The sequence below is a fragment of the Cryobacterium sp. TmT2-59 genome (assembly GCF_004403545.1).
Classification (GTDB): domain Bacteria; phylum Actinomycetota; class Actinomycetes; order Actinomycetales; family Microbacteriaceae; genus Cryobacterium; species Cryobacterium shii.
Genome location: NZ_SOGM01000031.1, coordinates 1 through 23,651 on the forward strand (window position 1 = coordinate 1; position 23,651 = coordinate 23,651).

Sequence of the window (23,651 nt, forward strand, 5' to 3'; positions counted from 1 at the left end):
TGAGGCAGTCGTACTCGGTCAGAATGTCGCACTTGTACTTGGCGGTGTAGGTTCGCCGCCGAGCACGCTCGGGAACCTGAGGATCGGGAACATCTTCCATCCCTACAGCCTGCCCGGTCGAGCTGGGCCCTGTCATCACTGCGTTCGTCAAGGGGAACTCCTTCCCCGCCCTCTACAACACTATTCGGGACGATCCCGGTGCCTTGTCCAAGGTTGACAGAGAGGGGTTGCCGAACCGCCTTATGCGAACGAGGACCGCGAATCAGAAAGTACTTCGAGGTCCAGACTTTCGGATGCTCTCCATGCCGCGTAGGAGAAATCGGTGTCGCTTACGAGATTGGCTTTGAACGTCGATACGGCATTGCCGACAGGGCTGAGGACAGATGACTGCAGCTGCGCGCACCAGTCTTCCCAAAGTCGGAGGACGGTCGTCATGTCAACGGATTCCGGGTTGGTTCCCCATGCTGCGAGGTTGGCGGCGAGTAGTTCCGAAATCCGATCTAAGGTGAGGCTCTCGCGTCTCTCGTTTCTCCGGCGCCCGTGGACGTTCGCGGCCGCCCAGTCCCATCCAGGGTCGGCGTCCTCCGCGTTGATGAGGTGTCTACTCGGGATGATCACGTGCAATGTGAGACGCCGTCCGTATTGGGTCCACTGGTCGGCCCCGACACGGAGCTCTTCGACGTGGTCGAGGACTGATCCGAATGCTCCGGCTCCTCCCACGGCTGATTGCGCTTTTTTGCGGAGTTTCTGGAAGGTTGGGTACACCTCGTCCGGGAAGGGGAAACGGGTAAATACGCGTCCGATTCGATCAGCGAGATTCCGCGCAACTTCGCTTTGCTCCATCGTTGTTCGACGTGAAATGAGTAAGCGATCCCGCAGCATCGACTTCGGAACGGAGGCCATTTGCTCTACGTCGGCGAGCTGGGCAGGGATGGAACCTGCTGGAGGTAGGTAAAGCCGCAAGGGTAGTTGTCCCTTGCGCGCGGCTGAGAGCATTGCAGCGTCGGCGGGGACAATCGGCGCGACCAAGCACAATTGCTTACTGTCCTGAACGACGTCACAGGTTTGGCTTAAAATAACGACGCCGTGCGGGGTCGCGCGACGATCAGGAGTGCCGTCGGCCAAGACGGGCAGCCATTCGAGCGCAACGACATCTCCTTGTCGCAACTGATCCACGGAAACAATCGCCTCGCCCGCGAGCATGCCTTAGGCGCCCAGCCGGTCGCGTACCGTCAGGGAGCTCGCTTGAATTACGGCATCACTGGGTGTCTGTCCTACGAGCCGGTGAAACAGGCTCATTCCATTCGACGAGCTGAGAAGCGATGCCCTCCGGTTCTCAGGGGAATCCCCTAGCTCTGCGACAGCAGTCAAGAGGAATGACAGCCGTTCTTGGTGCTGTGACGCCATCGCGCCGCCTGCGATCCAGTTCTGGATTGAGCGTCTCGACACGCCAAATAGACGGCCTAGCTGATCGGCTGTAAGTCCCGACGTGTCTCGCAGTTGAGCAACAGAATTCTCGGCACTCTTGGATTCCAGGGGGCTGAACGACGGCAGTGTGGAGGCACGGGCGGCCGGGCTCCAAGAGGGGAATGCGATGGGCGTTGCGGTACCGTCGCTTGTGAAGGAACTCTGAAACATCGGCTCGAGCGCCCTGTGCAACATGGTTGCGTTAGTTTCGGATCCGATGCCGAATATCGGCACAAATGCAAGTCCGACCGTCGTGGTGAGGACCAGAGCTGTTTGAAGGTTTGGGCGCTTCTGGGTGAGACGTGTCAGGGAATCAGGCTGGGTCGCTGTCTGCATGAGGTGTCCTCGTTCCGAATTCGTCGATAAACCCCGTCTTGATGATGAATTTGAAAAAGTCGTAAGCGGCATCGGACATTCGGCCCGCTTGCGCGAGGACCCCTTCGAGGTCGAATGCTGCATTGACTTCGATCATGGCGTCAATGTCGAGGATCCATGATGGGCCAGGGACGGGTGCTACCGAGGGATCTAACGTCGTGCCAGGCGCCATGACGCCGGAGCGAACCTGCAATATCCCACCGCCGACGGAGAATTGTGCTTGGTTGAGGTTCTGAAGCAACACCACGTCGGCTGAGGCCGGCGTCGGGAGCGACTGATACCCGAGCACCTGAGGGGTGACAAGCTCTCCGAGCCTCCCCATGAGCTCGGGGTCCGCGATCCTATTTAGGTACCGGACTCCCACGCGTTCGACGTAGCGGATGTCGACGTTCGCCTGGAGGAGATCCAATACGACCCGAAGGTGCTCAGCGAAGTCAGGCCAACCCGGGTAGTCCTGCGTATATATGGAAAGAAATGTTTTTCCCAGACTTACGTGCCGCTTTCGGTCAATGGAACTCCATTGATGCACTGTGCCCACTTCATGCTGCTGCACGCCTGTGGGACCAACGGAAAAGGTCATCTCTGGTGTCGAGGAGTAGAGGGGATATTCAGACAGTGTCACGCCGAACGCTTGCGCGATGGGCGTGAGATTCTCGCTTTGGAGGTAAGCGAGCTCGGGCCACCTCAGCTGGAAAAGGACGAGCTCCAGCGGGGCGGTCTGCAGCCGGACACGGGTTTCGGAATCACCTGTGAACGGGCGGTAGCGCTCTCGATCGGTCATGCTTCACACTCTACTTCACACCTATGACATGCCGCTCGACTCCGTCCGGGCTCATGCAAACATAGGATCGGCTCGCGCCGTTCGACTAGGCGCGCGATGCGGGTTGGTCAGCGTGCATCCTTGTCTCGTAACCTAAGCGTGCCGTTACCGGCGGATTCAAGTGCTGTCTGCAACACCGGTTTGATTTGTTGGGTTCGAGATTAGCGTGGCGAGGACTTCTGCGGGCGTTCGGTAGCCATGGCGTTTGCGGGGCCGGCGGTTGAGGTCCGCGGCAACGTTCTCCAGTATCCCGGGCCCGTGGAAGGACAGGTCGGTACCCTTCGGAAAGTACTCGCGCAGGAGCCCGTTGGTGTTCTCGTTGCTGCCACGCTGCCAGGGCGAGTGCGGATCGCAGAAATAGATCGGCATCCCGGTCGCCATCGTGATTTCCTGGTGTCGGGACATCTCCGATCCCTGATCCCAGGTGGTCGAACGGCGCAGCTGTTCCGGGAGAGTGTTCATCGCGACGATCATCGCGTCGGCCACGGTGCGAGCGGTGTGATCCCCGGGCAGATGCAGCAGCATCACGTATCCCGTGGTCCGTTCGAGAAGGGTCCCGATCGCGGACTTCGACGAGGTCGAGCCGATGATCAGGTCGCCCTCCCAGCGCCCGGGAACGGCGCGGTCCTCGATCTCTGGCGGCCGGTCAGAGATCATCACCATCTCCCGGAACCTCTGCGGCCGCGGGCCCTCCGGCCTCTGCGGGCGCCGTGTGACACGCCCTGACCGCAACGCGCGCGGAAACCGCGGCGCACGCAGCTGAACGCGGCAGGTAACATCCGCGACAAGGTGATGTTGAGCGAACGGCCGAAAGAGGCCAACGACAGACTGGTCGTCGGCCATTGGGAGGGTGATCTGATCGTCGGTTCCGCGTCGAGTTCGGCAATCGCGACCTTGGTTGAACGCACGACCCGGTTCGTCGTCTTGGTACATCTGCCCAACGGCCACAGCTCCGCTGAACTCCACGATGGACTCACCGACGCCCTGGACGCTCTGCCCGTGCTGCTGCCCTTTACGGCTGCGGTTTGACATTAATTAGAGCAAAGACTCTAATTAGGGTATGACCCCGGAAAAGAAGGCCGAAACGGCCCTGCACGGTGATGGTGCGCACACGGATGTGCAGGAAAAGGCGGGGCGGGCGTCGACCAGGCGTTCGTTTCTCAAAGTGGCCGGAATCGGTGCGGGGTCCCTCCTGTTCGTCGGTGCCGCTGGATTGACCTGGCGTGCAGTCGACGGCGGCGTGCTCGCGAGCGGCACTGGCGAGGCCTTCGCGGCGTGGGGGGAGGCCGGCCCCGAGACGCACGACGCCCTCGGCCTAGTGCGGACCGCCGTGCTCGCGGCGAACGCCCACAACGCCCAGCCCTGGCAGTTCAGGGTGTCGGACAACCGGATCGACGTGTTCGCGGACACGACCAGGAACCTGGGTGCCATGGACCCGCTGTTTCGCGAACTGGATGTTTCACTCGGATGCGCCATCGAGAACATCGTCGTCGCGGCCCCCGCGAACGGGAAGGCGGCTACCGTCACGCTGCTGCCGGACCCTACAGACCCCACGCATGTCGCACGGATCGACCTTCACGCGGTGGAAGCCTCCGTCTCACCTCTGTTCGACGCCATCACGTCCAGACATACCGACCGCAACGGCTACGACCCGGCCCGGCGCGTGGGCGACGCGGAGCTGGCCCGGCTCAGCGGCCTCGCCGACACGATGGACACCGAACTCGTCTGGTTCTCGACCCCGGCGGAGAAGGACGCGTTCGGCGCCCTGACTATCCGCGCAACGAAGGCGATTATCGCGGACCCGGAACAGGTGGCGGATGACGCCGCCTGGTACCGCACCGACTGGCACGAGATCCAGGCGCATAAGGATGGCATCACGATTGACCCGTCCGGGCAGTCCGAATTCATCCGGGCCTTGTCGAAAATCATGCCGGTCTCCACCGCCCAGAACAACGCGGGCTGGCTTGCGGGCACCCGGGACAGCCAGGTTCCGACCGCCTCGGCCTTCGGCGCCATCGTCGTGCGGGACCCGCTCGACACCGGGCAGCGCCTCGAGGCCGGTCGGCTCTGGCAGCGGATGCACCTGGCCATGACTGTCGACGGGGTGAGCGCCCAGCCGCTTTGCCAGGTGCCGGAACGGATCGACCGGGAAAGCACTGCGGGCCTGGTGCCGGACTTCGGCCCCGCCCTCGCGGCTCTGCTGCCCGCCGATCGCCATGCGGTCATGACCTTTCGGATCGGGTACCCGACCGGGAAAGCGCTGCCGAGTCCGCGGCGTCCCGCGCGCGAGGTCGTGCTCTCGTGAGCCGCGTCCCCACAACGGCGACGGCGAGGGGCACCGTGGCGTGCATACTCCAGACGGCGCTCACCCTCTTCAACGAACGCGGCCCCGCCGCCGTCACCACGAATGCGATCGCGGCGGCGGCCGGGATCAGCCCCGGCAACCTCTATTACTGGTTCAGCGGGAAGGACGAGATCGTGCGCGAGCTGCACGCGCAACTGGTCGCGGCCTATGAGGCTCTCTGGGGGGTGCTCGAGACCGGCAGCCCGAGGCAGCTTAGCCCGGAGCAGGTGCTCGACCGCCTCGGCAGGGGTGCCGCGCTGACGCGGCAGTACGCGTTCCTAGCCCGCGACCTCTTCGGCCTTCTGCACGCAGACCCCGTGCTCGCGGAGCAGTACCGACTCGTGCGCGCACGTCGGCTCGTCACGTTCACCGACCTCGCGCGCGGCTGGCGTGATCACGGCGACATCCGCCCCCTCAGCGATCCCGAGCTCGACGACCTCGTGAGGGCACTCTGGATTCTCGCCGAATCCTGGTTCGCCTTTGACGAGCTCGACTCCAGTGCCCCCACCGGGTTCCCTGCCGGTAACCGCGACCCGGACTCCGAGGGCGGAACGCGCTACCTGCGCGCCGTCTTCACGTCGTATCTCAGTGTCCCTCCGGGCACAGCGCATAACTAACGGCGGTGAGTTGTGCACTGCAAGCAAGAGAAGGTTGCGTCCGGCTTGGGTGCCTTCCTGAGGAGCACGGTTCTACAACCACACCTAAGTCAATTGCTCGTAATCAGAAAGCTGAAATAACATGACGCCCCACTACTTAAGCCAGCTTGTTTGGCGGACACTTCTCGGTGTTGCAATTTTCAACGCGCTCTCAGCGGTGAGTGGAGGCGTACTTATGCTATTCACCGGCGGACTGGGCATGCCCCTCTCGATGCTGGAGAACAGCCCTTTCCCATCCTTTGTCGGGCCAGCGATCATTTTGCTTGTCGTTATTGGTGGTACGCAGGCGCTCGCAACCGTGCTCATGGTGCGGAGCCGTCCAACCTTCCTGCTCTGGAGCGCTGTTGCGGGCTTCGCGATGATCATCTGGATCATGATTGAGACGGCAATAATCCGCGGGTTTGGTGTGCTGCAAGCACTGTACTTCAGCACCGGAATTGCCCAACTCGCTCTCGTCCTGGCCCTTCTGGGAATCGTGGCATGGCTACCCCGTGTCCAACTTGCGGAACGTCTCGCGCCCACAACTAGTCGACCCTGACCTGGGCGCACGGGTGCGCCTGGATCGCCTATGCGCACCACTCAAACCACGGCGAGGTTGACGCCGTGTCTTCGCTCGTCAGCTCAAATCGACTCGGTTGAGCATGGTCATCGGCTGGTGTGGCCTCAGGTTGCCGACGAAGTCTCCCAGGTCTGGGGCGAAGAAAACGGAGCACTTCCTCCAGAAGAGGGCGCTGGAGCAAGCTGAGCGGGACGCAAAGTTGCGCGAAACGGTCGCACAGATGCGACTGGATGAGAGAACGACCGATCAGTGACCGCCTGAACCACCGCGAATGGTGGTGCGGGTGCTGGGGGAAAGGGATGCCGCAATGAGAGGGGCCAGGCGGCCATGCACACGGATGAACTGTGTGCACCGCCAAACTGCGCGAATTGCCTCGTCCCGATGTCGCTCACCGGCTCCACCGCCGCGCCCCACTGGCGACGCAGACGAGCGTGCTGGCGGCAGCGGCATATAGCCTCACCGCCCCCCAGAATGAGTCTGAGTACTTGTACGCGGCCTACCGGCTGCCTTCGAACTAGTCCACGACCGTGTGCGCTCCGTGCTCTGGGCAAGAGAACGCGATCGTGATGCTGGAGTCCGTCTCGAATGGCTCTGTCGGGTAACCAGCGCCGCATGCCGCGCAGGTGCGGTGCTGCTCAGTGGACTCGAAAATGGTAAGCGTTTCTCTCTCGAGCGGGTAGATGAGCGTGTGAACGCCGCGCTCGTGGCGCACCCGCGCGATCTATAGCTCTTTCCGTTGGAAGGCAGCGGCCGCGAGCGCGATTAGGCCTGCGGCGAGCAGCAAGGCGGTGCACACCGGCCAGAAGGCATCCACGGGTTTGCCGAGTGCCAGCGTGGTTGGAATGGCGGTGAGCCCCGCCGGTGACCACCTGCTCAGTGGCGTCCAGAGTGAGGCGATCGAGATGAGCGCGTATACGCCCAGCCCGGCGCCCGCGGCCCCGGCAGCGGGGGCGATGAGCACCGACAGGAACGTCATCAGGGCGATGAAGAGGATACCGAAGACGAGCCAGGCCAGAGCCGCGGTCCAGAGTGCCTGCCCAGGTGCTTCCCCGAAGACAACGGCGGTCAGCCCCCAGGTGACAGCGGTGCCGATGACGACGAGAACGGCGAGGAACGCGGAGTGCACGGTCGCCTTGGCAAGGATGAACGAGCCACGCGACACGGGCTTGGTAAGCACGAGCACTGCGGTTCCGCTCCGCCGTTCCGAGGAGACGATGCTGCCGTAGACGATGATCAGTGCGAAGAGCGCTGTCTGGGACAGGTTCTTGATCCAGCCGGTGTAAGCGTCAACGTAGCTCGGGTCGGGGAGCGTGAAGTTCCCGAGCTGCTCGGAGGCCAGCGCGTGAATGATTTCCGGGGTGAAGCGGGCCATGATCGGCCCTGTCAGGGCGAAGAACAGCAGGATGCCCGGGAGCACCCAGATCCGCCAGGTGCGCGCGATCTCGAGGATCTCCTTCTGCGCGAACGCCGCGAATCCGATCATTTTGTTCCCCCTCCAACAAGGCTGACGAAGACGTCTTCGAGCCCCATCTCCCCGGCTTCCATTCGGCACAGTCCGGTGTGCCGGTCTGCGACAAGCACCGGGATTGTGCGCCTGGCCGCGTCCATGTCGCTCACGGTGATCTCGATGACTCCGGTGGGTCCCACGGCAACGGATGCCGCCCACGGCTCCCGCGCGATGTCCTGCCCGAGCTGGCCCGCAGCATCCGTGACCTCGAGGATCACCTTGCGTTCGGCGTACCGGGACGTGAGCTCATCGATCGGTCCCTGGGCGACCACGCGGCCGTGGTCAAGGATCGCAACGGTGTCGCAGACGCGTTCGACGTCGGCGAGGATATGCGTCGAGAAGAATACGGTGGTGCGCCCGCGAAGGGAGGTGAGCATGTCGAGCACGTCCCGGCGTCCCATTGGGTCGAGCGCACTCGTGGGCTCGTCGAGCAGTAGCAGCTGGGGCGCGTTGATCAACGCCTGGGCAACGCCGAGGCGCTGCTTCATGCCGCGGGAGAAGCCACCGATGGTCGTTTTCACGTCGGTCAGTCCGGCCAGGTCGAGCAGCATGTGGACGCGTTCATCCAGGGTGCGCCGGTCGATCGCGAAGAGTCGACCGACGAACCGCAAGAATTCCTCTGCTGTCATCCAATCGTAGAAGCCGGGTACGTCAGGCAGGAAACCGATCCGGGCGCGGATCGAGTCGTCCACCGCAGTGACGTTGTGCCCGAGGATTTGCACGACGCCGCTGGTCGGCCGGGCGAGCCCAGTCAGCACCCGGAGCAGGGTCGTCTTGCCTGCCCCGTTCGGGCCTAGGAAACCGAAAATGGAGCCCTCATCGACGACCAGGTCGACATTGTCCAGTGCGTGGTGCTGGGCGTAGGTCTTCGTCAGCCCGGTGATGCGAATCGCGGCACTCATCGCGAACCGGCGTCGGGGTGGGAACCGTACAATGCCTCGGCGACCGTGTCGGGACTGACGGACGGCGCGCGGGCGGCAGTGGACGGCTCGACCGCTGTGGGGGGCTTGCGGGCCACCACAAGATAGAGGATGGCTCCGATCAGGTTCGCGAGCAGGATGACCGCCACCCAGACCCATTTATTACCGAAGGCCACTCGAGCGGCAGGCCGTCGATAGAGATCGACCAGGGCGATGATGTCGAGGGTGATCTGTGCCACCGCAAGTACGGCCAGGGCGATCAACGCTCCAGTCGGCAGAGAGGACAGGGTGACGTTCATTTCGTTGTACCTTTCTTCGATTTCGCGGCAAAGTCGCGACGCTGCTCAGCGGCGCGGCCGCTTCGGGAGACACCAACGAGCAGCGCAAGCGGCAGCGCCACAGCGCAGCCGATACCAACCCAGGTCGGCCAGATTCCGGCCCCGCCATGCACCGAGTACACCGTCTGCAGCAGGATCGCGAGCGCGACGGTTGCCAGCGCAAGGCTCACCGCCGAGGCGCCCACGCGATTCCACCGTGAGCGCCGGGCCAGGTGCACCCAACCGGCAGCGGCGACCGGCACAGCCGCCAGGCCGGATAGCAGGAAGAGGTTCGCGTCTCGGTCCGAATAGCCGTCAGGCTCGCCGAAGAATCCCCAGTGCGAGGGGACGACAGGGGGCAGGCCCGCCCAGGTGGCAACCGCGACGACGGCAAAGGCAGTGAGGAGGGTAATCGGCACGAGCATCGTCGCCGCGACGATACGGAGGGGCACCTCGGCGAAGGGCACGTCCTCGTCGTCCGGTCTCACGAGGTGTGCCCTCACCGCGAGCGCGCCGAAGTTGAGCGTCCAACCGATCCCCAGCGCCTTGGGCACCAGCATCCGCCGATCCGCCGGATTCCACGCCCTACTGGCGAAGCGTTCCGACGTGGGCGGCCTGATGTCGTACGGAACCCCCAGGAACGTACCCGCGCCAGTTCTGCGCGGTCGCGGCCCCCTGGCTAGGCCCGTGAGTGACCGATCGTCGCCAGCAGCAGCAGCAGCAGCAGCAGCACCAGCCGCATCGTCGGATGGGTCGGCTTCGTACGCGCGCGCGAGTGTCTCTGGTTTGCCTAGCTCGGCCAGCACCCGGTGCACGGCTTCCAGCGAGCGATCGGAGCCGTCAAGGCGATCTCGGACATGCGCGACCAACTCGTCAAGCGAGTCCCGGTCAATGTCGATTCGCGCTTCCCGCGCGGCGCCGCGGAGTCGGTCGAAATAGTCGGTGAGCAGAGCGGCCGTGGCGGGCGGGAAGCCGTTGCCGAGTGACAGATCCGGAGAAGGGATGTCAGTCATTGGTCGCGCTCATTCCCAGGAGATCATCCATATCCGTTTTCATGGCCGCCCAGACCTTTGTCATCGACGCGAACGCCTGCACGCCCGCGGCCGATAGTCGGTAGTACTTGCGCGGCGGGCCGACGGGCGACTCCTGCCACTCCGAGGTGATCAGTTCGGCCTTCTTGAGACGGGAGAGCAAGGGGTACGCGGTGCCCGCACTGATCGCGAGTCCCGGGTACTGGCACAGTCGGTCGACGATCTCCGCGCCGTAGGCCTCGCCCGTGTGCAGCATGGCGAGGATGGCCAGCTCGACCACGCCCTTGCGCAGCTGAGACGGTATCGCCTCGCCCTGAACAGCCATCGTGTTTCCTCCGTTTGTTCCGTGCCTGAATCATGCGATACCGGGTTCCTTGCAATACAAGCTAAACGGTAGCACAAGGTACCGACTCAATCGACGCACTCGCTGCGACGATCAGTTCAGCTGTGGCGACGTGCGTCAGAGGTCGAGTTGAGCCCGGTCTCTGGCGCCGAGCTTGGTGAGCAGGTGGCTGGCGTGGGTCTTCGTGGTCGCATAGCTGATGAAGAGGTCGACGGCGATCTCCGCGGTGGAGCGCCCATGGGCGACCGAGCGAAGCGCTTCGATCTCACGCTCGGTGAGCACGTCCAAGTCGGCCGTCCTGGCGGGCTCGGTGGGGGATTGCCGCACAAAGGCCTCGATGAGGCGTCGGGTCACGGTCGGCGCGAGCAGGGCCTCGCCGCCGGCGACGATGCGGATGGCCGCGAGGAGATCCTCTGAGTCGGTGTCCTTGAGCAGAAAGCCGCTGGCGCCTGCCCGGATCGCGGCGAAGACGTGCTCGTCAAGATCGATTGTCGTGAGGATCAGCACCCGGGTCGCCGCGGTTGCCGGGTCGGCCTCCGGCAATCCTCCGGAAATCCGCTTTCGTTCAGTGCTGCTGGCCCACCGAACTACGCCGCCGCTCCTGCCCGACAGCGCAGTTCGGCGCGCGTGAACTTTGTTGCTTTTCGTCTGGGGGATTGTTCACTGCGTGCTGCCGGCGTCAAGCCGTCGTCACAGTTTCAGCAAAAACTTCTTCCCCCGCTGCGCTCCTCCATAACTTTTGGCCTGCAACCGTTCCTTGGGGCTTGACCCCGACAGCACTCCATGAGGGCGGGGAAACCGCCGAAAGGCAAAAAAATTTGGAGGAGAGAAAATGCTTGAACAGATCCAGACCCCCGCCCACATTGTCACTCCCGCTGACGTCGAGTGGAAGATATTCCACCTCACCAGCTCGATCCGCAGGCGCGAACGCACCCTGAACTGGGACGGGTACGCCACGCCCCACACACCCGAGCACCCCGCGGTCACGGCCGCGCGCACCGTCGAAAAGCTCGCCCGGATCGCCGACCTCCGGACCCGGCTTGCCCTGTGGGAAGCCATCCAGGCCGATCAGGCCAACACCGCACCGAGCAACTGAGGAGATACGAACATGACGGATTACATCAGCACCAAGGACACCGCCAAGTTGGTTCGGGTGGCGTTGAAGAACGCGTTTTCCGGTGTGAAGTTCAGCGTCCGGATGAGTACCGGCACCGCGTCCGCGTGGATGAACGTGTCGTGGAGCGACGGACCCACCGACCGCGAGGACATGCCCCGGGTCGTGCGGTACTCCTGCGACGGGATCAACACCCACCGCGACTACACGGCCGCCGGATACCGGGTCGCGCAGCACCTCATCAGCACCGACAGCGACCACAGCGACCTCGTCGTATTCACCCCCGAGGGCGAACCCATCAACGATGCCCCGGTGCCTCACGGGATCTACGTCGCCGGGCACTTCCACGATTACATCTACAGCCCCGTGCACATCGCCCAGGTCATCCTGCACCGCGTCAACCTCTGCACGACAACCGTGCCCACCCGACAGGCCATGAGAACCAGCAATGAACACAACCACCATTGACACCGCCGCGGCCGTGCGTTTCGTCGACGTGTTCGCGGCCGCAGACTTCGCGGGCGACGTGGGCCCGCGGATGAGCTGCACCGAGGTGGACGCCCTCGCCGGGATGCTCCGCGCTGTCGGGGCCGACACCGCCGCCGACACCTGGGTATCCGCGCACGCTGAAGAAGACCAAGAAGGAGACAGCCACCACCAGGCCTGATCATTCAAACGCCCCCCTTGACGACGATCAAGGGGGGCGTTTGGCCACCCCAGCAACTCACCGACCGGAGCAATCGCCGACGACGCTTGCGGCCGATTCTGGCGCGAGGACGGCGTCGGTTGTAGCGGCGCCGTCCCGGAACCTGGCAACGACGAGGCATCGGGCGAACTCTGCGCGTACACCCGTTGGGCGGTCCGCTCAGCGTCCTCCAACGAGGCTCCGGCGGGACCGACAGGACCTAGCCACTCCAGCGAAGAGAGCCAAACCGGACAGGTCAACAGCCGCATCGAGAGCTCAATGGCTTCAGGCGGTAGGAGTCTTCTTGACGTCGCGCAGCGCCAGACCGAGGCGGCCGGCTACTTCTGCTTTGGGGGTTCCAAGCTCGAGCATGGAGGCGATGACGGCAGCCGCTGATGAGCGGGCGGCCGCACTCTGCTGCGATGCGCGTTCCTGGATGGCCGAGATCTCGGCCTGGGCGGTCGCGTCGATCTCGTCGAGGGAGTCCGTGGCGACGAAGTAGTCGGTGGCGAGTTGCTCGAGCTTGTCTTCTTTTGCGCGGAACTCTGCCGCTTTCTCGCGTGCGCGGGAGCGGGCGGCAGTCTGCTTTGCAGACTTACGTACATCGGCCATGCGTGTACCTTTTTCGTGGGTGAAGAACCATTATGCGGGAGTACCACGCGCGTGATCGTCCACCAAAACCAACGCTGGGGAGGATGCGCGCTTGTGCAGGGAGGAGCGCGTCCAGTTGCGAGCTGTGCACTGCCTGTTCGGTCATATCGATAGCCTCTACCTGCAGTCACCCGTCGATCTCAGCCTCGACTTTCAACCATCTCAATCTTCGATCGTGTCCACCCTGCATCCTCATTCTTCGTACAAGTATTTGTCACACCTCTGGCATTAGTAATAGACGAGGTAAAGTGAGCGGGTGATGACTATGCATATCCTCTCTGCGGGAGACGGGTATGTGTACTACACCAACGAAGTTGCGACCGGTGATGCGAAGCGTGAAAGCGGACGTGAGCTGGGCGATTACTACACCGAGGACGGCAACCCTCAAGGTGTCTGGGTCGGCGGGGGACTGGCCGCACTCGGCGTCTCCGGGGTCGTCACGGAGGAGCAGATGAAGGCCCTCTACGGCGAGGGCTTGCACCCCGACGCCGAACGAATCATTGCTGACGCGCAGGCGCAGGGCAAGACCGTGGGTGAGGCCACGAAGGCCGCCAAGCTCGGCCGCTCGTATTACGGGTACAACACCGACAGCACGGACCTGTCCGCGAAAATCGCCGCCGGCTACACCGACTTCACCAAGGCGAACGGGCGCGAGCCGAACGTCGCCGACCGGCGCGCGATCCGCACCCGTGAGGGTGACCTGGCGTTCCGCGACGCGAAGGGCCGACCGCCGGCCGACAAGGACGAACTCGGCCGGTTCATCACCGCGGCGACGCGTCCGACGCAGCAGGCTGTCGCCGGGTTCGACCTGGTGTTCTCACCTGCGAAGAGCGTGTCTGTGCTTTGGGGCCTCGGTGACGAGGACACCCGGAAGACGATCGAGGACGCTCAGGCGGTCGCGATCCTGGACACCGTGTCGTACCTGGAGCGGGAAGCGATCGCGACCCGTGCGGGCACGAACGGGGTCGCTCAGATCGACGTCGAGGGTGGCCTGGTGGCGACGCGGTTCCGTCACTATGACTCCCGGAATGGTGACCCGCAGTTGCACGATCACTTGGTGGTGGCGAACAAGGTCAAGGGTGTCGATGGGAAGTGGCGCACGATCGATTCCAAGCTCCTCCACCGTCAGGGTGTGGCCGCGTCGGAGTTCTACAACCAACGCGTCATGGACGAAGTCACCACCCGCCTCGGCCTGACCACGGAGCTGCGTGAAGTCACCCCGGGCAAGCGGCCCGTGGTCGAGATCGCCGGTGTTGACGAGCGCCTCACTGGGGTGTTCTCGACTCGGTCTTCGGACATTAAGAAGGTCGTTGGCCAGCTCGAGAGGGACTACCGGGCCACTCACGGGCGCAGCCCGGACGCGGTCGCCCGGATCAAGCTCGCGCAGCAGGCCACCCTCGAGACCCGCCCCGCGAAAGCCCACGCCCGATCCCTGGCCGGCCTCCGCGTGGAGTGGGCCATCAAGGCCGCTGAACGCGTCGGCGCCGCCACCGTCACTAACCTCCTGAAGGATGCCCGCGCCGCAGCGCCGGCCGTGGGTCGTAGGCCGGGGGAGTCGCGGGTGGTGGATGTGGACCGGGCTGCACGCGAGGTCGTGGCGACGGTGTCGGCGCATCACGCGGTTTGGGGTCCGCACATGATCGAGGCCGAAGCCCGACGCTGGGTCCAGAAGGAAACCAGCCTCGGCCCCGTACCGGCAGGCACCGTCGAGCAGATCACCCGGCGGGCCCTGGAGACGGACTCGATCGCGGTGACCCCGCCCGCTCCGCACGGTTCCTTCGAGCCCCTGACCCGCCGGGACGGGTCGAGCATCTATGAGCACAAGGGCCGCATGCTCTTCACATCTACCGGCCTCCTCGCCGCAGAAGATACGTTGTTGGCCGCCGGCCGCACCCGCACGATCGCACCCATCACGGTGGCCGAATTTGACCGCACGGCCGCGCGTCACACCGGACCGTTGGATGCCGGGCAGCGGGCCCTGGCACGCGAGTTCACGACCTCCGGCACGCTCCTTGTCGTCGCGACCGGGCCCGCTGGCGCCGGGAAGACCACCGCCCTCGCGTTGGCCGCCCGCGCCACCGAGCAGGCCGGTGGCCGCCTGATCGGGTTGGCCCCGTCCGCGACGGCGGCCGCCGTGTTCCGCGACGCCGTGGAAGTCCCGGCGGCCACGATCCACTCCTTCGTCCGCGCCTACGACACCCACGGGGACGCCACCCCGGACAGCCGCCACCCGGAAGAGTTGAAGCTGCGGGCGGGGGACATCATCGTCGTCGACGAGGCCGGCATGGCCGGCACCCTCAACCTCGCGAAGGTCACCAGCATTGCCGAGCGGCACGGGGCGCACGTGCGCCTGATCGGTGATGACCGGCAGCTCGCCGCCGTCGAGTCCGGCGGAGCGCTGCGCCTCCTGGAACGCGAAGTCGGCTCCGTCAAGCTCGAAGAGATCCACCGGTTCACGTCCCCGACCGAGGCCGAAGCGACCAGGCAGCTGCGCGACCCGGCCACCGTCGGGGACCCGTTCCGCTGGTACGTCGACAACAACCGGGTCACCGGTGGCAGCATCGACCGGATGACCGACCACGTCTTCGCCGCCTGGCAGCACGACGACGAAGACGGAAAGAACGCCGTCATGCTCGCCCAACAGAACGTGACCGTCACCGACCTCAACACCCGGGCGCAGGCCTACCGGATGGGCTCCGGCCTCGTCTCCGGGAAGAAGTCCTCGCAGCTGCGCGACGGGCTCGCCGCGTACCAGGGCGACCGGATCGTGACCCGGCTGAACGACGCCACCCTCCGCACCGGGCGCGGCACCGACCGCGTCAAAAACGGTGACGTGTGGACGGTGGGGAAGGTGCAAGCCGACGGGGCGTTGTCCGTCACCCATGCCGGGCATGGCGGACGCATCACCCTTCCCGCCGAGTACGTGCAGAACAACGTCGAGCTCGGCTACGCGTCTACCATTCACCGCGCGCAGGGCATGACCGCGGACACCGCCCACGTCCTCGCCGACTCCTCCACCTCCCGCGAGCTCGTCTACGTCGGGTTGACCCGTGGGAAGGAAGCCAACCACCTCTATGTTGAGACCGAAGACGCCCAGCCTATGAGCGACGTCTTGGCCACCATCGCCGGCCACAGCGACGGGATGCTCTCCGCCACCGAAACCATCCGTGCCGAACAAGCCCGAGTCGATGACCTGGTCACCCTCATCGACCAATACGGCGACGTCGCCGAACGAGCCAACACCATCCGCTTCACCCAACTCGTCGGCCACACCCTCGACGAGCAGGACGCCCGGAAGCTTGCCAGCTCCGAGAGCTGGGGAGCCGTCACCGCCGCCCTCACCCGCGCCGAAACCCAGGGCCTTGACCCGGCCAGCGTGCTGCGGGAATCGTGGAACGAACGAGAACGCGGCACCGCCGACGACGTCGGCGCCGTCCTCTCCCACCGGATGGAACGACGCATCGAAGCGGCACCCGTCGACCGGGCGCCGGCAGTGGGGGAGCGTCCGGCGGTGCCGGCGTGGATTGCCGAGCGCCGGGTTGTCGACGCCGCCGGCACCGAACCTGCCTGGCGCGACCACCTGGCCGAACGGTACGAGTACCTCGCTGTGCGCCTCGAGGAACGCGGCACGGCGATCGCCGTCGAGCAGCCCGAGTGGGCGCAGCAGCTTGGCGACGTCCCGGATGAAAGCGCCCGCCGGCAGGAGTGGGTGCGCCTTGCGGTCGAAGTCGACGTGTTCCGCGACCGGTACAAGGTCGACCCGACCCAGATTCAGGCCATCCCTGAGGCATACCGAGAGCGCAGCGTTGGTGCGGAACTCGCGTCCCGCGTGACCGCCCTGCAGGACAAGGCGCGGGCTCAGAGCACCCGGACGAACGACCCCGAGGCTGGCCGCCAGAGGCCGGCCACGGCACTCGACGCGATGCGCGCCGCGAACCGGGCTACGGCGGACCGGCAGCGTGAAGCGCAGCGCGCCGCTGGCCTCACGGTGAAGGCCAGCCAGGCCACCCGCGGTTACAGGGAAACACAGACCGATGACCCGCGCACCCGGGATGACGGCCGCGAACGATAGAACGTCTGTTCCGTCGCGGCAGCCGGGTTGAGGACCGTTCGTGCGGCAAGATATGACGATGGACGTTCTAGAGAATGAGTCCGCCCATTGCAAGATAGCTGCTGAACGCGAACCCGTCCGTCCATCATCGCTGCCAACTGAGGTTGCGAAGGCGGATGGGAGCAGGAGACGTGCGCAGACCTGAAATAGTGCACAACGGAGGTAGAAGTTGGGATCCCTAGGCGATGCCGCGACACTCATCGGCGAGGCCAAGAAAGTCATTGAGGTTACTCCGGATGGAAAACGAGCGATCGATTTTGCATCTCAAAGTGCCGAGATCGCAACCTGTTACTCCCGTTAGCGGCCATCAATTTTGGGATTGACAAGGCCAAGAGTTACTTCGAGACGAGGTTCGGCGATGAACTGGATGCGAAGCTCGCTGGCGTGCCCTCCGAGTACATCGTGGAGCCCAAGGCTTCAGTTGCCGGTCCCGCGATCCAGGGTCTTGCGTATTCGTTTGCTGAAGATGACCTGCGCGTCCTGTACCTGAACCTATTGCGAACGTCGATGGACGGGCGTAATCCAGACGCGGCCCATCCCGCCTTCGTCGAGATCATCAAGCAGCTGACCGCAACGGAAGCTCGACTTCTGTCTCAACTTGGACGCGGAAACCTTATGTCTGAATCGTTCGGGGTCGTGCAGCTTCGATCGAAAATGGGCGAGGCTGAAGGTGGTGGATACACGACCATCGCTAGACATCTCATGGACGTCGACAGCGTGATGGCGGATGAAGAGATCAGCATTGAAGAACTCACGAGAGCTGTCGAGAATTGGGTGCGGCTGGGACTGTTCACCGTTGACTACGGGACCTTTTTCGCTGATAAGGATGCGTACGCGTGGGAATCCACGGTTCCGAATCTGGACCTCCTGCGCAAAAAATTGGAAGGACGCAACCGGACCCTAGCGCTCGATCACGGGCTGCTCACCCCGACCTTGCTTGGCAAGGACTTCTACAAAGCGGCGGTCGGTTAAGACGGCTTCTGGCTAGGGAACTAGCCCGGAATTCGGTCAGGTCATAGATGCCGTACCAGCGGGGATGGACGGCCGCGAGCGGTAGCTCACGGTCCCCACAGCATTTATGGCGTCACGGCTCTGTGTTCCGGCCCCTTTGGTGCAGTGTTGGATCTCGATTTTTTGCAGGTTTAGCCACGCAGCATGCTTGACCGCCGTCGACAGGCGAAGTTCACTCCGATGAATCTCTGGCAAGCATCAATGAGCCGTAAGCGTCCATTTGGAGCCCTGCCACGTGCCAGACTCAAGACGATTGAGGGGAACGCAAAGTGAGATTAATTTCGGTGACGATCAGGGGATTTCGTGGTTATGCCGAGGAGCAGAGTCTTGAGGTAGGAGACCTCACGACGATCATTGGGAAAAATGATGTTGGCAAGTCGACCGTGTTGGAAGCGCTTGAGATCTTCTTCAACAACGAGGTCGTAAAACTCGACGTCGGGGACCTCAATGTAGCGTCAAAAGACAAACTCGTTGAAGTAACTTGCACCTTCGCTGATTTCCCAGAACGGCTCATCCTGGATGCTGCGGCCGAGACCTCACTCGCTGACGAGTTTCTGCTGACGTCGGCCGGATCATTGAAGGTGAAGAAGCGTTGGGATTGCTCCGGAGCGAAGCCGAAGGAAGAGGTCTACGTAACGGCGCTACATCCGAGCGCGGATAGATACTCCGATCTCCTGTCGCTCTCCAACGCAGCCCTGAAAGCACGGCTCAAACTCGTGGGGGTCGATCCTTCGGCTGTCAACCAGACCAGTAATCCCTCCATGCGATCGGGGATTTGGGGCACTGCCCCTCAATTGGACCTCTTCGAGACGGACATACCCGTCGCGAAAGAGGACATGAAGAAGATTTGGGACAAATTGTCCCTCCACATGCCTCTATTCGCGCTATTCCAGTCGGATCGCGCAAGTCGCGACTCAGATTCCGAGGTCCAGGATCCGATGAAGCTGGCCGTGATCGCCGCGCTGGCCGAGGTCTCTGTCCAGGAAAAGCTAAACGATGTCATTGATGCGGTACGACAGCATGCGACGGAGCTTGCGACTCGAACACACACCGCGCTCTCGAAGTTAGATGCCGACCTCGCAAAACAACTCGTTCCAACGTTCAAAGCAGAGCCGAGGTGGGCAAGTCTCTTCAGCGTCGCATTGGAGGGCGATGACGGGATTCCAATCAATAAGCGCGGAAGTGGTGTCCGCCGCCTAATACTCGTCAGCTTCTTCCGAGCCGAAGCTGATCGAAAAGTTGCAGCGGGACACAAACGCAACGTCATCTATGCGGTAGAGGAACCAGAGACTTCACAGCATCCCCGAAACCAGAAGATTCTTCTCGAATCATTCCGCGCACTTGCCGATTCTGAAGGTTGCCAGGTTCTTCTGACAACGCACAGTCCGGGCTTCGCGAGCGATCTCGCGGTTGAGAGCCTTCGATTTGTGGCAAAGGACAAAGGCGGCATGCCGCGCATCCACCCGGGATCAGAAGTTGTATGGGCCGCGATCGCCGAAGAACTCGGAGTGCTTCCGGACAACCGCGTGAAGGTGATCATCTGCGTGGAAGGCCCAACTGACGTTGACGCGCTGAAGTCGCTGAGCGCCGCTCTTCATCTCGCGGACAAAGACGTTATCGACCTCGCCGTCGACCCTCGCGTTGCCTTTGTCCCCTTGGGCGGAGGCAACCTGAAGCACTGGGTTAACGAGCGATATATCAAGGGGCTGAACCGCCCGGAAGTGCACATCTATGACAATGATGTGTCGAGCTACAGCAAATACATCGAAATCGTCAATGCGAGGGCCGATGGTTCTTGGGGTGCATTGACTTCCAAACGCGAGATCGAGAATTACGTTGACGCCGAAGCAATCCTCGACTCCATGCTTGTCGTAGTTCCCGTCGACGATAACGAAGACCTTCCCAAGCTGATTTCAACGGCGCTTTCGAATTCGCTTGAGCTCACTTCGCTGGGAACGACCAACGTCAAGAAGGTCTTGGCAAAGAAGGCTTTTCCCCTTATGACGGCTGAGCGAATTGGCCTGCGTGATCCCGCCGGAGAAGTGGCCGGATGGTTGACTCGGATTCGGGCACTCGCTGAAGAGTAGTTGAACCGATCCGACGATCAGAGGCCCAGGGACACACGTTGCAGACGCTTGCAGGAAAGAAAGGAAACGAGCCTCAAGATGGTGAGCGAAAAGTTCGAGACGCGTTCCGTGAAAGAGACTGCATCGGAAACTGCGCTTATTAGTTCTCTGATGTTGATCTGCCTAGCGTTGCTGATCTTTGGATTGGCTGGCAGCGATGACGGGGGAGCCAGAGCGCTGGAATGGACTGCCAGCGCAGGGAAATTGCTCTATGGCCAACTGGAGTGGACGTTGGGTGTTTACATCACAACCCTGCTGGCTTTCTATGCGGTCTCTATCGGCGGCCAGGTTCTTGGCGGCACCGTTGAAGCAGCGAATACACGTCGAGTGCTGGGATTCATCGCCGAGCTCATGGCGGCAGCAACACTCGCTCTTGTTGCATTTGTTGCCGTCCACTGCTGGCAGAACCCCGCGAACTGGGCCGTGTTCATCATCCTGCTCCCTGTGGTCGGAATCATCCTCTTCCTAGCTTTGCAACTGGGAAGCTTCCTTGTTCCCGACCTCGAGATAAGAATTGCGCTTGCCGAGAGCACTCGGGCGCAAGCGCGCGAACAGCTGGCTCGCGTGCGACGACGCTCCCGGCGTAGTTTCTGGCTCGTGTTCGGCGTTAACGCCGCGGCGATTGGCCTCGGCGTCTTTCTTCTGATGTTGCCGGTCGACGTTGGTGATTCTGCATTCCTCCTTTGGTTACTCTGCGTCGGTCTGGTTACTTTGATGCTCTTGACCACCGCGGTTGCCTCGCATGGCCGCCTAACGTTTCGCGATCGAGAGGCGCGCATATTCATCGGCTTCCTGCTGCCTTCGTTCATGTATTTGGGTCTAGCGATGGCGGTGATCGGGCTGATTGTCGGAGGTGTTGCGTTACCGCCCAGGGCAGGCTTGGCCCTGACCGTCCTGATCGTGGCTACGGTGACGACTGGGTACTGGCGCCGCACGCAGGCTCCGCGTTGGTTTCTTGACTGGTCTATGCAGGGCGTAACTGCCAAATCTGCCGCGAGATCTCTGACGAAAGAGTATGTGAAGGCGGTCCGAAGCTCCCGCGAGCTCAAGGCAGCGCGGCCTGTGCGAGGTAACCTGCCTCGTCGGCTTTTTGATGGGTTGCGGGCGGCAGTCCGCCAGGGATAGTCGCACCGGGCGTTATTCGCGTCCAATGCGAAGATGTCGACTACCAACTGACATAATAACCATTATCGGTCATTTTACCCGACATATTACCTGTCATAACACCCGCGAATTGGTAGCCTCGGTTCATGATCAATACGTCAACCGGGCATGGTTCTCGTTCTGGTGCTGATCGCGCGGCACACGAACGCTCCGTGGGTCTGGGCGTTGCTGAGATCGCAGCGGAGTTGCAAGCGCAACTGGGCCAGGTGCTGCTGGGCGTGATCGTGGGTAAGAACGCCCGCACGCTTGCTCGCTGGGCACACGCAACGGTGCGGCCGCCGCATGCGAGTGAAAAGCTCCTCAGAGACACATTTCAGGTGCTCGATATCCTCCGTTCGGTTCATTCGCCTGACGTTGTCAGGGCGTGGTTCATGGGCATGAACCCGGAACTGGGCGATGCTTCGCCGGCCGAGGCGCTCTCGGACGGACGCTCCCGAGAGGTCATGGCCGCGGCGCGGTCCTATACCGCCGCGGGTTAGATGTACTGAGTCATGACGGTGTGGCGCCCGTACGCGAGGATCCCCGGTCGCAGCCGGGAGACAATGGGGCCATGGCCCGTGATGATGTTGCACTTCCCGATGGATACCCCGAGTTCCTCGTCTCACTTAAGCGCCGGGTCCGTGATTCTCAGATGCGCGCCCAGCGCACCGTCAATGCGCAACTGATCGAGCTGTATTGGAGCATCGGCAGAGAAGTGCTCAGCCAGCAGGCGGAGCAGGGATGGGGAGCCGGCGTGCTCGGTCGCCTCGCGGGAGATCTAAGGACTGAGTTCCCTCAGATGAAGGGATTTTCGTCCCGCAACCTTCATTACATGAGGGCGTTCGCAGTCGCCTGGGCTGGGACGGAACCAATTGTGCAACAGGCTGTTGCAGGATTGCCCTGGGGCCATATCACGGTCTTGCTCGACAAGCTCGACACCTCCGAGAGCCGGGAATGGTACGCGGCCTCAGCCGTGAAGAACGGTTGGTCCCGCAACCTGCTTCTCAACCAGATCAAGAACCGCACCCTCGAACGCACTGGCTCGGCCCCATCAAACTTCACCGCAGAGCTGGCGCCTGGAGACTCTGACCTTGCCCGCCAGATTGCCAAGGACCCCTACGTCTTCGACTTCCTGGAGTTGACGGAGAATGCGGCCGAGCGCGACCTAGAACAGGCCCTGATGGACCGCATCGTCGACACGCTCCGTGAGCTCGGAAAGGGGTTCGCATTCGTGGGCCGCCAGGTCCACTTCGACGTCGGTGGCGATGACTTCTACCTCGACCTGCTGTTCTTTCACGTCGAGCAACTCCGGTACGTCGTCATCGAGCTGAAGACCGGAAAGTTCCAACCCGAGCATGCCGGCAAACTCGCCTTCTACGTCTCCCTCGTCGACGACAGACTCCGACGAGACACCCATGCGCCCACGGTTGGCATCCTCATCTGCGGTGACCGAAACGATCACACAGTCCGCTACGCGCTTGGTCGCTCGGGCTCCCCCATGGCCGTGTCTACCTACACATATGACGCCCTGCCGCCTTCCGAGAAGAACGCACTCCCAGATGCCGACGAACTCACCTCAGCTCTGGGTTGGGATGAAGCACCGCAACAGCTCGACTAATTCCTCGCGGACAGCGAGCTATGTCGCTGCGGGGGGAAGGAACGAAAAAGCCCCGGCATGTATCGCCTGGGGAAAGACGAGCATGAAGACCGGGGCTAATCGTCGGAGTGGGGGGCTCCGAGGCACAACGCTACCGGAGCGTTACCCGCTGGTAATCAGGCGCGCCCAGCCGATCTGAGCCAGCTCCTTACAACCAATTGGAACGATGCTCGCCCGGCAGGCAGGCAGGCAGGCAGGCAGGGTGGTCCATATTTCAGGCCTCGAACTGGTCAGCGTTGGCGGATCCGCCAATATGGTTCCGAGTGCTGTGCCTCCATCGATCACAGAGAAGTGCTGATGCGTTTCACCCAGCGAAGCGCGAATCCGTTCCGGGCGGGGTAACCGGGACGGCCCTTCGGCGTGAGCGTCGCAGTGCTATCGAGGGGAGGGCGTGAGCGGTTGGGGTCCCCTTTTGGGGCCGGTCGCCCGCGAGGAGCAGCACGCCCACATGGTACCGTTCGATCAAACGACTGAGTCGGGGTGCAATGGTCGATGCAAGAATTCGATGGGGCTCGCTCCTATGCGCGGCCGCGCTGGCGCTCACCGGGTGCGCTACGAATGACACGACCTCGCAGATCCGAAAGTTTCTAGCAACTGACGGTGATCCCGAGGATGTTCTCCCCACCGCTGCTGAACCATTGACGAGCGACGCCGGGTCCAGCCGTCACGTCGGTGATCACGCTGGAATCAGCTATTTCGTCACGAAGTACGTCGAGCCCGAAACCAATCTTCCCGGCTTCTGCCTGATTCTCGTGAAGCCAGGGTACGGAGCCAATTCAGGTTGCGGCTCCGATAGGAATGCAACGCGCATGGC

21 protein-coding genes and 2 pseudogenes are annotated in these 23,651 nt (G+C 62.9%); 13 read left to right on the forward strand and 10 right to left on the reverse strand.

All coding sequences use genetic code 11. From position 1 onward, the window contains the following. Positions 1 to 240: 240 nt before the first annotated feature. From E3T24_RS05505 to E3T24_RS05515, 3 genes and pseudogenes are all read right to left on the reverse strand, one after another. Complete coding sequence (locus tag E3T24_RS05505; protein WP_134434370.1) at positions 241 to 1,203, reverse strand: hypothetical protein; 963 nt, start codon at positions 1,201 to 1,203, stop codon at positions 241 to 243. Positions 1,204 to 1,780: 577 nt separating this feature from the next. Next, entirely contained in the window at positions 1,781 to 2,623 is an 843-nt protein-coding gene (locus tag E3T24_RS05510) for a TIGR04255 family protein (RefSeq protein ID WP_134434371.1), read from the reverse strand. A 156-nt stretch (positions 2,624 to 2,779) separates the two neighbouring features. After that, a pseudogene (locus E3T24_RS05515) lies at positions 2,780 to 3,397 on the reverse strand (IS30 family transposase); the annotation flags it as partial. 54 nt (positions 3,398 to 3,451) lie between these two features. On the opposite strand from E3T24_RS05515, the pseudogene E3T24_RS17890 reads away from it, so the two are divergent. From E3T24_RS17890 to E3T24_RS05535, 4 genes and pseudogenes are all read left to right on the forward strand, one after another. Beyond that, positions 3,452 to 3,625, forward strand: a pseudogene (locus E3T24_RS17890) (IS30 family transposase); the annotation flags it as partial. Between the two features lie 97 nt (positions 3,626 to 3,722). Beyond that, positions 3,723 to 4,967 (forward strand): hypothetical protein, encoded by a 1,245-nt coding sequence (locus tag E3T24_RS05525; RefSeq protein ID WP_134434373.1) that lies wholly within the window; start codon positions 3,723 to 3,725, stop codon positions 4,965 to 4,967. Continuing rightward, positions 4,964 to 5,623, forward strand: coding sequence for a TetR/AcrR family transcriptional regulator (locus E3T24_RS05530; protein WP_166789168.1), 660 nt, complete (start codon positions 4,964 to 4,966; stop codon positions 5,621 to 5,623). Before E3T24_RS05525 ends, E3T24_RS05530 begins: the two co-directional genes overlap by 4 nt. Before the next feature lie 121 nt (positions 5,624 to 5,744). Next, positions 5,745 to 6,200 carry a hypothetical protein gene (locus tag E3T24_RS05535; protein ID WP_134434375.1) on the forward strand — a complete coding sequence of 152 codons (456 nt, stop codon included), beginning with the start codon at positions 5,745 to 5,747 and terminating at the stop codon, positions 6,198 to 6,200. A 742-nt stretch (positions 6,201 to 6,942) separates the two neighbouring features. Here the strand turns inward: E3T24_RS05535 and E3T24_RS05540 are convergent. The 6 genes from E3T24_RS05540 to E3T24_RS05565 all read right to left on the reverse strand — a co-directional run bounded on the left by E3T24_RS05540 (position 6,943) and on the right by E3T24_RS05565 (position 10,882). Beyond that, on the reverse strand, positions 6,943 to 7,704 hold the full coding sequence (locus tag E3T24_RS05540; RefSeq protein WP_134434376.1) for an ABC transporter permease: 762 nt from the start codon (positions 7,702 to 7,704) through the stop codon (positions 6,943 to 6,945). After that, the gene (locus tag E3T24_RS05545) at positions 7,701 to 8,630 is read right to left on the reverse strand and encodes an ABC transporter ATP-binding protein (protein WP_134369415.1); all 930 of its coding nucleotides are present in this window, start codon (positions 8,628 to 8,630) and stop codon (positions 7,701 to 7,703) included. The genes E3T24_RS05540 and E3T24_RS05545 overlap by 4 nt, the downstream gene beginning before the upstream one ends. Next, complete coding sequence (locus E3T24_RS05550) at positions 8,627 to 8,947, reverse strand: PLD nuclease N-terminal domain-containing protein (RefSeq protein ID WP_134434377.1); 321 nt, start codon at positions 8,945 to 8,947, stop codon at positions 8,627 to 8,629. Before E3T24_RS05550 ends, E3T24_RS05545 begins: the two co-directional genes overlap by 4 nt. Beyond that, positions 8,944 to 9,978: a DUF5808 domain-containing protein gene (locus E3T24_RS05555; protein ID WP_134434378.1), complete on the reverse strand. Its 1,035-nt coding sequence runs from the start codon at positions 9,976 to 9,978 to the stop codon at positions 8,944 to 8,946. Before E3T24_RS05555 ends, E3T24_RS05550 begins: the two co-directional genes overlap by 4 nt. Continuing rightward, positions 9,971 to 10,321 (reverse strand): PadR family transcriptional regulator, encoded by a 351-nt coding sequence (locus tag E3T24_RS05560; protein WP_134434379.1) that lies wholly within the window; start codon positions 10,319 to 10,321, stop codon positions 9,971 to 9,973. The genes E3T24_RS05555 and E3T24_RS05560 overlap by 8 nt, the downstream gene beginning before the upstream one ends. Before the next feature lie 135 nt (positions 10,322 to 10,456). Next, positions 10,457 to 10,882 (reverse strand): response regulator transcription factor, encoded by a 426-nt coding sequence (locus tag E3T24_RS05565; protein ID WP_241978627.1) that lies wholly within the window; start codon positions 10,880 to 10,882, stop codon positions 10,457 to 10,459. Positions 10,883 to 11,171: 289 nt separating this feature from the next. Here E3T24_RS05565 and E3T24_RS05570 point away from each other — a divergent pair, with 289 nt between their 5' ends. The 3 genes from E3T24_RS05570 to E3T24_RS05580 are packed head-to-tail and all read left to right on the forward strand — an operon-like array spanning position 11,172 to position 12,120. Further along, the gene (locus tag E3T24_RS05570; RefSeq protein ID WP_134434381.1) at positions 11,172 to 11,435 is read left to right on the forward strand and encodes a hypothetical protein; all 264 of its coding nucleotides are present in this window, start codon (positions 11,172 to 11,174) and stop codon (positions 11,433 to 11,435) included. 12 nt (positions 11,436 to 11,447) lie between these two features. Next, on the forward strand, positions 11,448 to 11,921 hold the full coding sequence (locus E3T24_RS05575) for an LPD29 domain-containing protein (protein ID WP_134434382.1): 474 nt from the start codon (positions 11,448 to 11,450) through the stop codon (positions 11,919 to 11,921). Beyond that, positions 11,902 to 12,120, forward strand: a complete 219-nt coding sequence (locus E3T24_RS05580; protein ID WP_134434383.1) for a hypothetical protein — start codon at positions 11,902 to 11,904, stop codon at positions 12,118 to 12,120. The genes E3T24_RS05575 and E3T24_RS05580 overlap by 20 nt, the downstream gene beginning before the upstream one ends. Before the next feature lie 303 nt (positions 12,121 to 12,423). On the opposite strand, the gene E3T24_RS05585 is transcribed toward E3T24_RS05580, so the two are convergent. Further along, positions 12,424 to 12,750, reverse strand: a complete 327-nt coding sequence (locus E3T24_RS05585; protein ID WP_134434384.1) for a hypothetical protein — start codon at positions 12,748 to 12,750, stop codon at positions 12,424 to 12,426. Between the two features lie 298 nt (positions 12,751 to 13,048). On the opposite strand from E3T24_RS05585, the gene mobF reads away from it, so the two are divergent. From mobF to E3T24_RS05615, 6 genes are all read left to right on the forward strand, one after another. Next, entirely contained in the window at positions 13,049 to 16,861 is a 3,813-nt protein-coding gene (mobF, locus tag E3T24_RS05590) for a MobF family relaxase (RefSeq protein WP_134434385.1), read from the forward strand. Between the two features lie 423 nt (positions 16,862 to 17,284). Next, positions 17,285 to 17,872 (forward strand): DUF4393 domain-containing protein, encoded by a 588-nt coding sequence (locus E3T24_RS05595; protein ID WP_166789169.1) that lies wholly within the window; start codon positions 17,285 to 17,287, stop codon positions 17,870 to 17,872. Positions 17,873 to 18,195: 323 nt separating this feature from the next. Then, positions 18,196 to 19,998 carry an ATP-binding protein gene (locus tag E3T24_RS05600; protein WP_198419668.1) on the forward strand — a complete coding sequence of 601 codons (1,803 nt, stop codon included), beginning with the start codon at positions 18,196 to 18,198 and terminating at the stop codon, positions 19,996 to 19,998. Between the two features lie 81 nt (positions 19,999 to 20,079). Next, complete coding sequence (locus E3T24_RS05605; protein WP_134434388.1) at positions 20,080 to 21,162, forward strand: hypothetical protein; 1,083 nt, start codon at positions 20,080 to 20,082, stop codon at positions 21,160 to 21,162. Positions 21,163 to 21,287: 125 nt separating this feature from the next. After that, positions 21,288 to 21,680 (forward strand): hypothetical protein, encoded by a 393-nt coding sequence (locus E3T24_RS05610; protein WP_134434389.1) that lies wholly within the window; start codon positions 21,288 to 21,290, stop codon positions 21,678 to 21,680. A gap of 71 nt (positions 21,681 to 21,751) precedes the next feature. Then, on the forward strand, positions 21,752 to 22,798 hold the full coding sequence (locus E3T24_RS05615; RefSeq protein WP_134434390.1) for a PDDEXK nuclease domain-containing protein: 1,047 nt from the start codon (positions 21,752 to 21,754) through the stop codon (positions 22,796 to 22,798). The last annotated feature ends 853 nt before the right edge of the window (positions 22,799 to 23,651 follow it).

What these genes read in the sequence shown, in the direction of transcription:
- E3T24_RS05585 (WP_134434384.1), bottom strand. Translation starts at nt 12,750, where the DNA reads ATGGCCGATGTACGTAAGTCTGCAAAGCAGACTGCCGCCCGCTCCCGC.
- E3T24_RS05550 (WP_134434377.1), bottom strand. Translation starts at nt 8,947, where the DNA reads ATGAACGTCACCCTGTCCTCTCTGCCGACTGGAGCGTTGATCGCCCTG.
- E3T24_RS05555 (WP_134434378.1), bottom strand. Translation starts at nt 9,978, where the DNA reads ATGACTGACATCCCTTCTCCGGATCTGTCACTCGGCAACGGCTTCCCG.
- E3T24_RS05580 (WP_134434383.1), top strand. Translation starts at nt 11,902, where the DNA reads ATGAACACAACCACCATTGACACCGCCGCGGCCGTGCGTTTCGTCGAC.
- mobF (WP_134434385.1), top strand. Translation starts at nt 13,049, where the DNA reads ATGACTATGCATATCCTCTCTGCGGGAGACGGGTATGTGTACTACACC.
- E3T24_RS05505 (WP_134434370.1), bottom strand. Translation starts at nt 1,203, where the DNA reads ATGCTCGCGGGCGAGGCGATTGTTTCCGTGGATCAGTTGCGACAAGGA.
- E3T24_RS05560 (WP_134434379.1), bottom strand. Translation starts at nt 10,321, where the DNA reads ATGGCTGTTCAGGGCGAGGCGATACCGTCTCAGCTGCGCAAGGGCGTG.
- E3T24_RS05575 (WP_134434382.1), top strand. Translation starts at nt 11,448, where the DNA reads ATGACGGATTACATCAGCACCAAGGACACCGCCAAGTTGGTTCGGGTG.
- E3T24_RS05525 (WP_134434373.1), top strand. Translation starts at nt 3,723, where the DNA reads ATGACCCCGGAAAAGAAGGCCGAAACGGCCCTGCACGGTGATGGTGCG.
- E3T24_RS05570 (WP_134434381.1), top strand. Translation starts at nt 11,172, where the DNA reads ATGCTTGAACAGATCCAGACCCCCGCCCACATTGTCACTCCCGCTGAC.
- E3T24_RS05615 (WP_134434390.1), top strand. Translation starts at nt 21,752, where the DNA reads ATGGCCCGTGATGATGTTGCACTTCCCGATGGATACCCCGAGTTCCTC.
- E3T24_RS05610 (WP_134434389.1), top strand. Translation starts at nt 21,288, where the DNA reads ATGATCAATACGTCAACCGGGCATGGTTCTCGTTCTGGTGCTGATCGC.
- E3T24_RS05535 (WP_134434375.1), top strand. Translation starts at nt 5,745, where the DNA reads ATGACGCCCCACTACTTAAGCCAGCTTGTTTGGCGGACACTTCTCGGT.
- E3T24_RS05540 (WP_134434376.1), bottom strand. Translation starts at nt 7,704, where the DNA reads ATGATCGGATTCGCGGCGTTCGCGCAGAAGGAGATCCTCGAGATCGCG.
- E3T24_RS05510 (WP_134434371.1), bottom strand. Translation starts at nt 2,623, where the DNA reads ATGACCGATCGAGAGCGCTACCGCCCGTTCACAGGTGATTCCGAAACC.
- E3T24_RS05545 (WP_134369415.1), bottom strand. Translation starts at nt 8,630, where the DNA reads ATGAGTGCCGCGATTCGCATCACCGGGCTGACGAAGACCTACGCCCAG.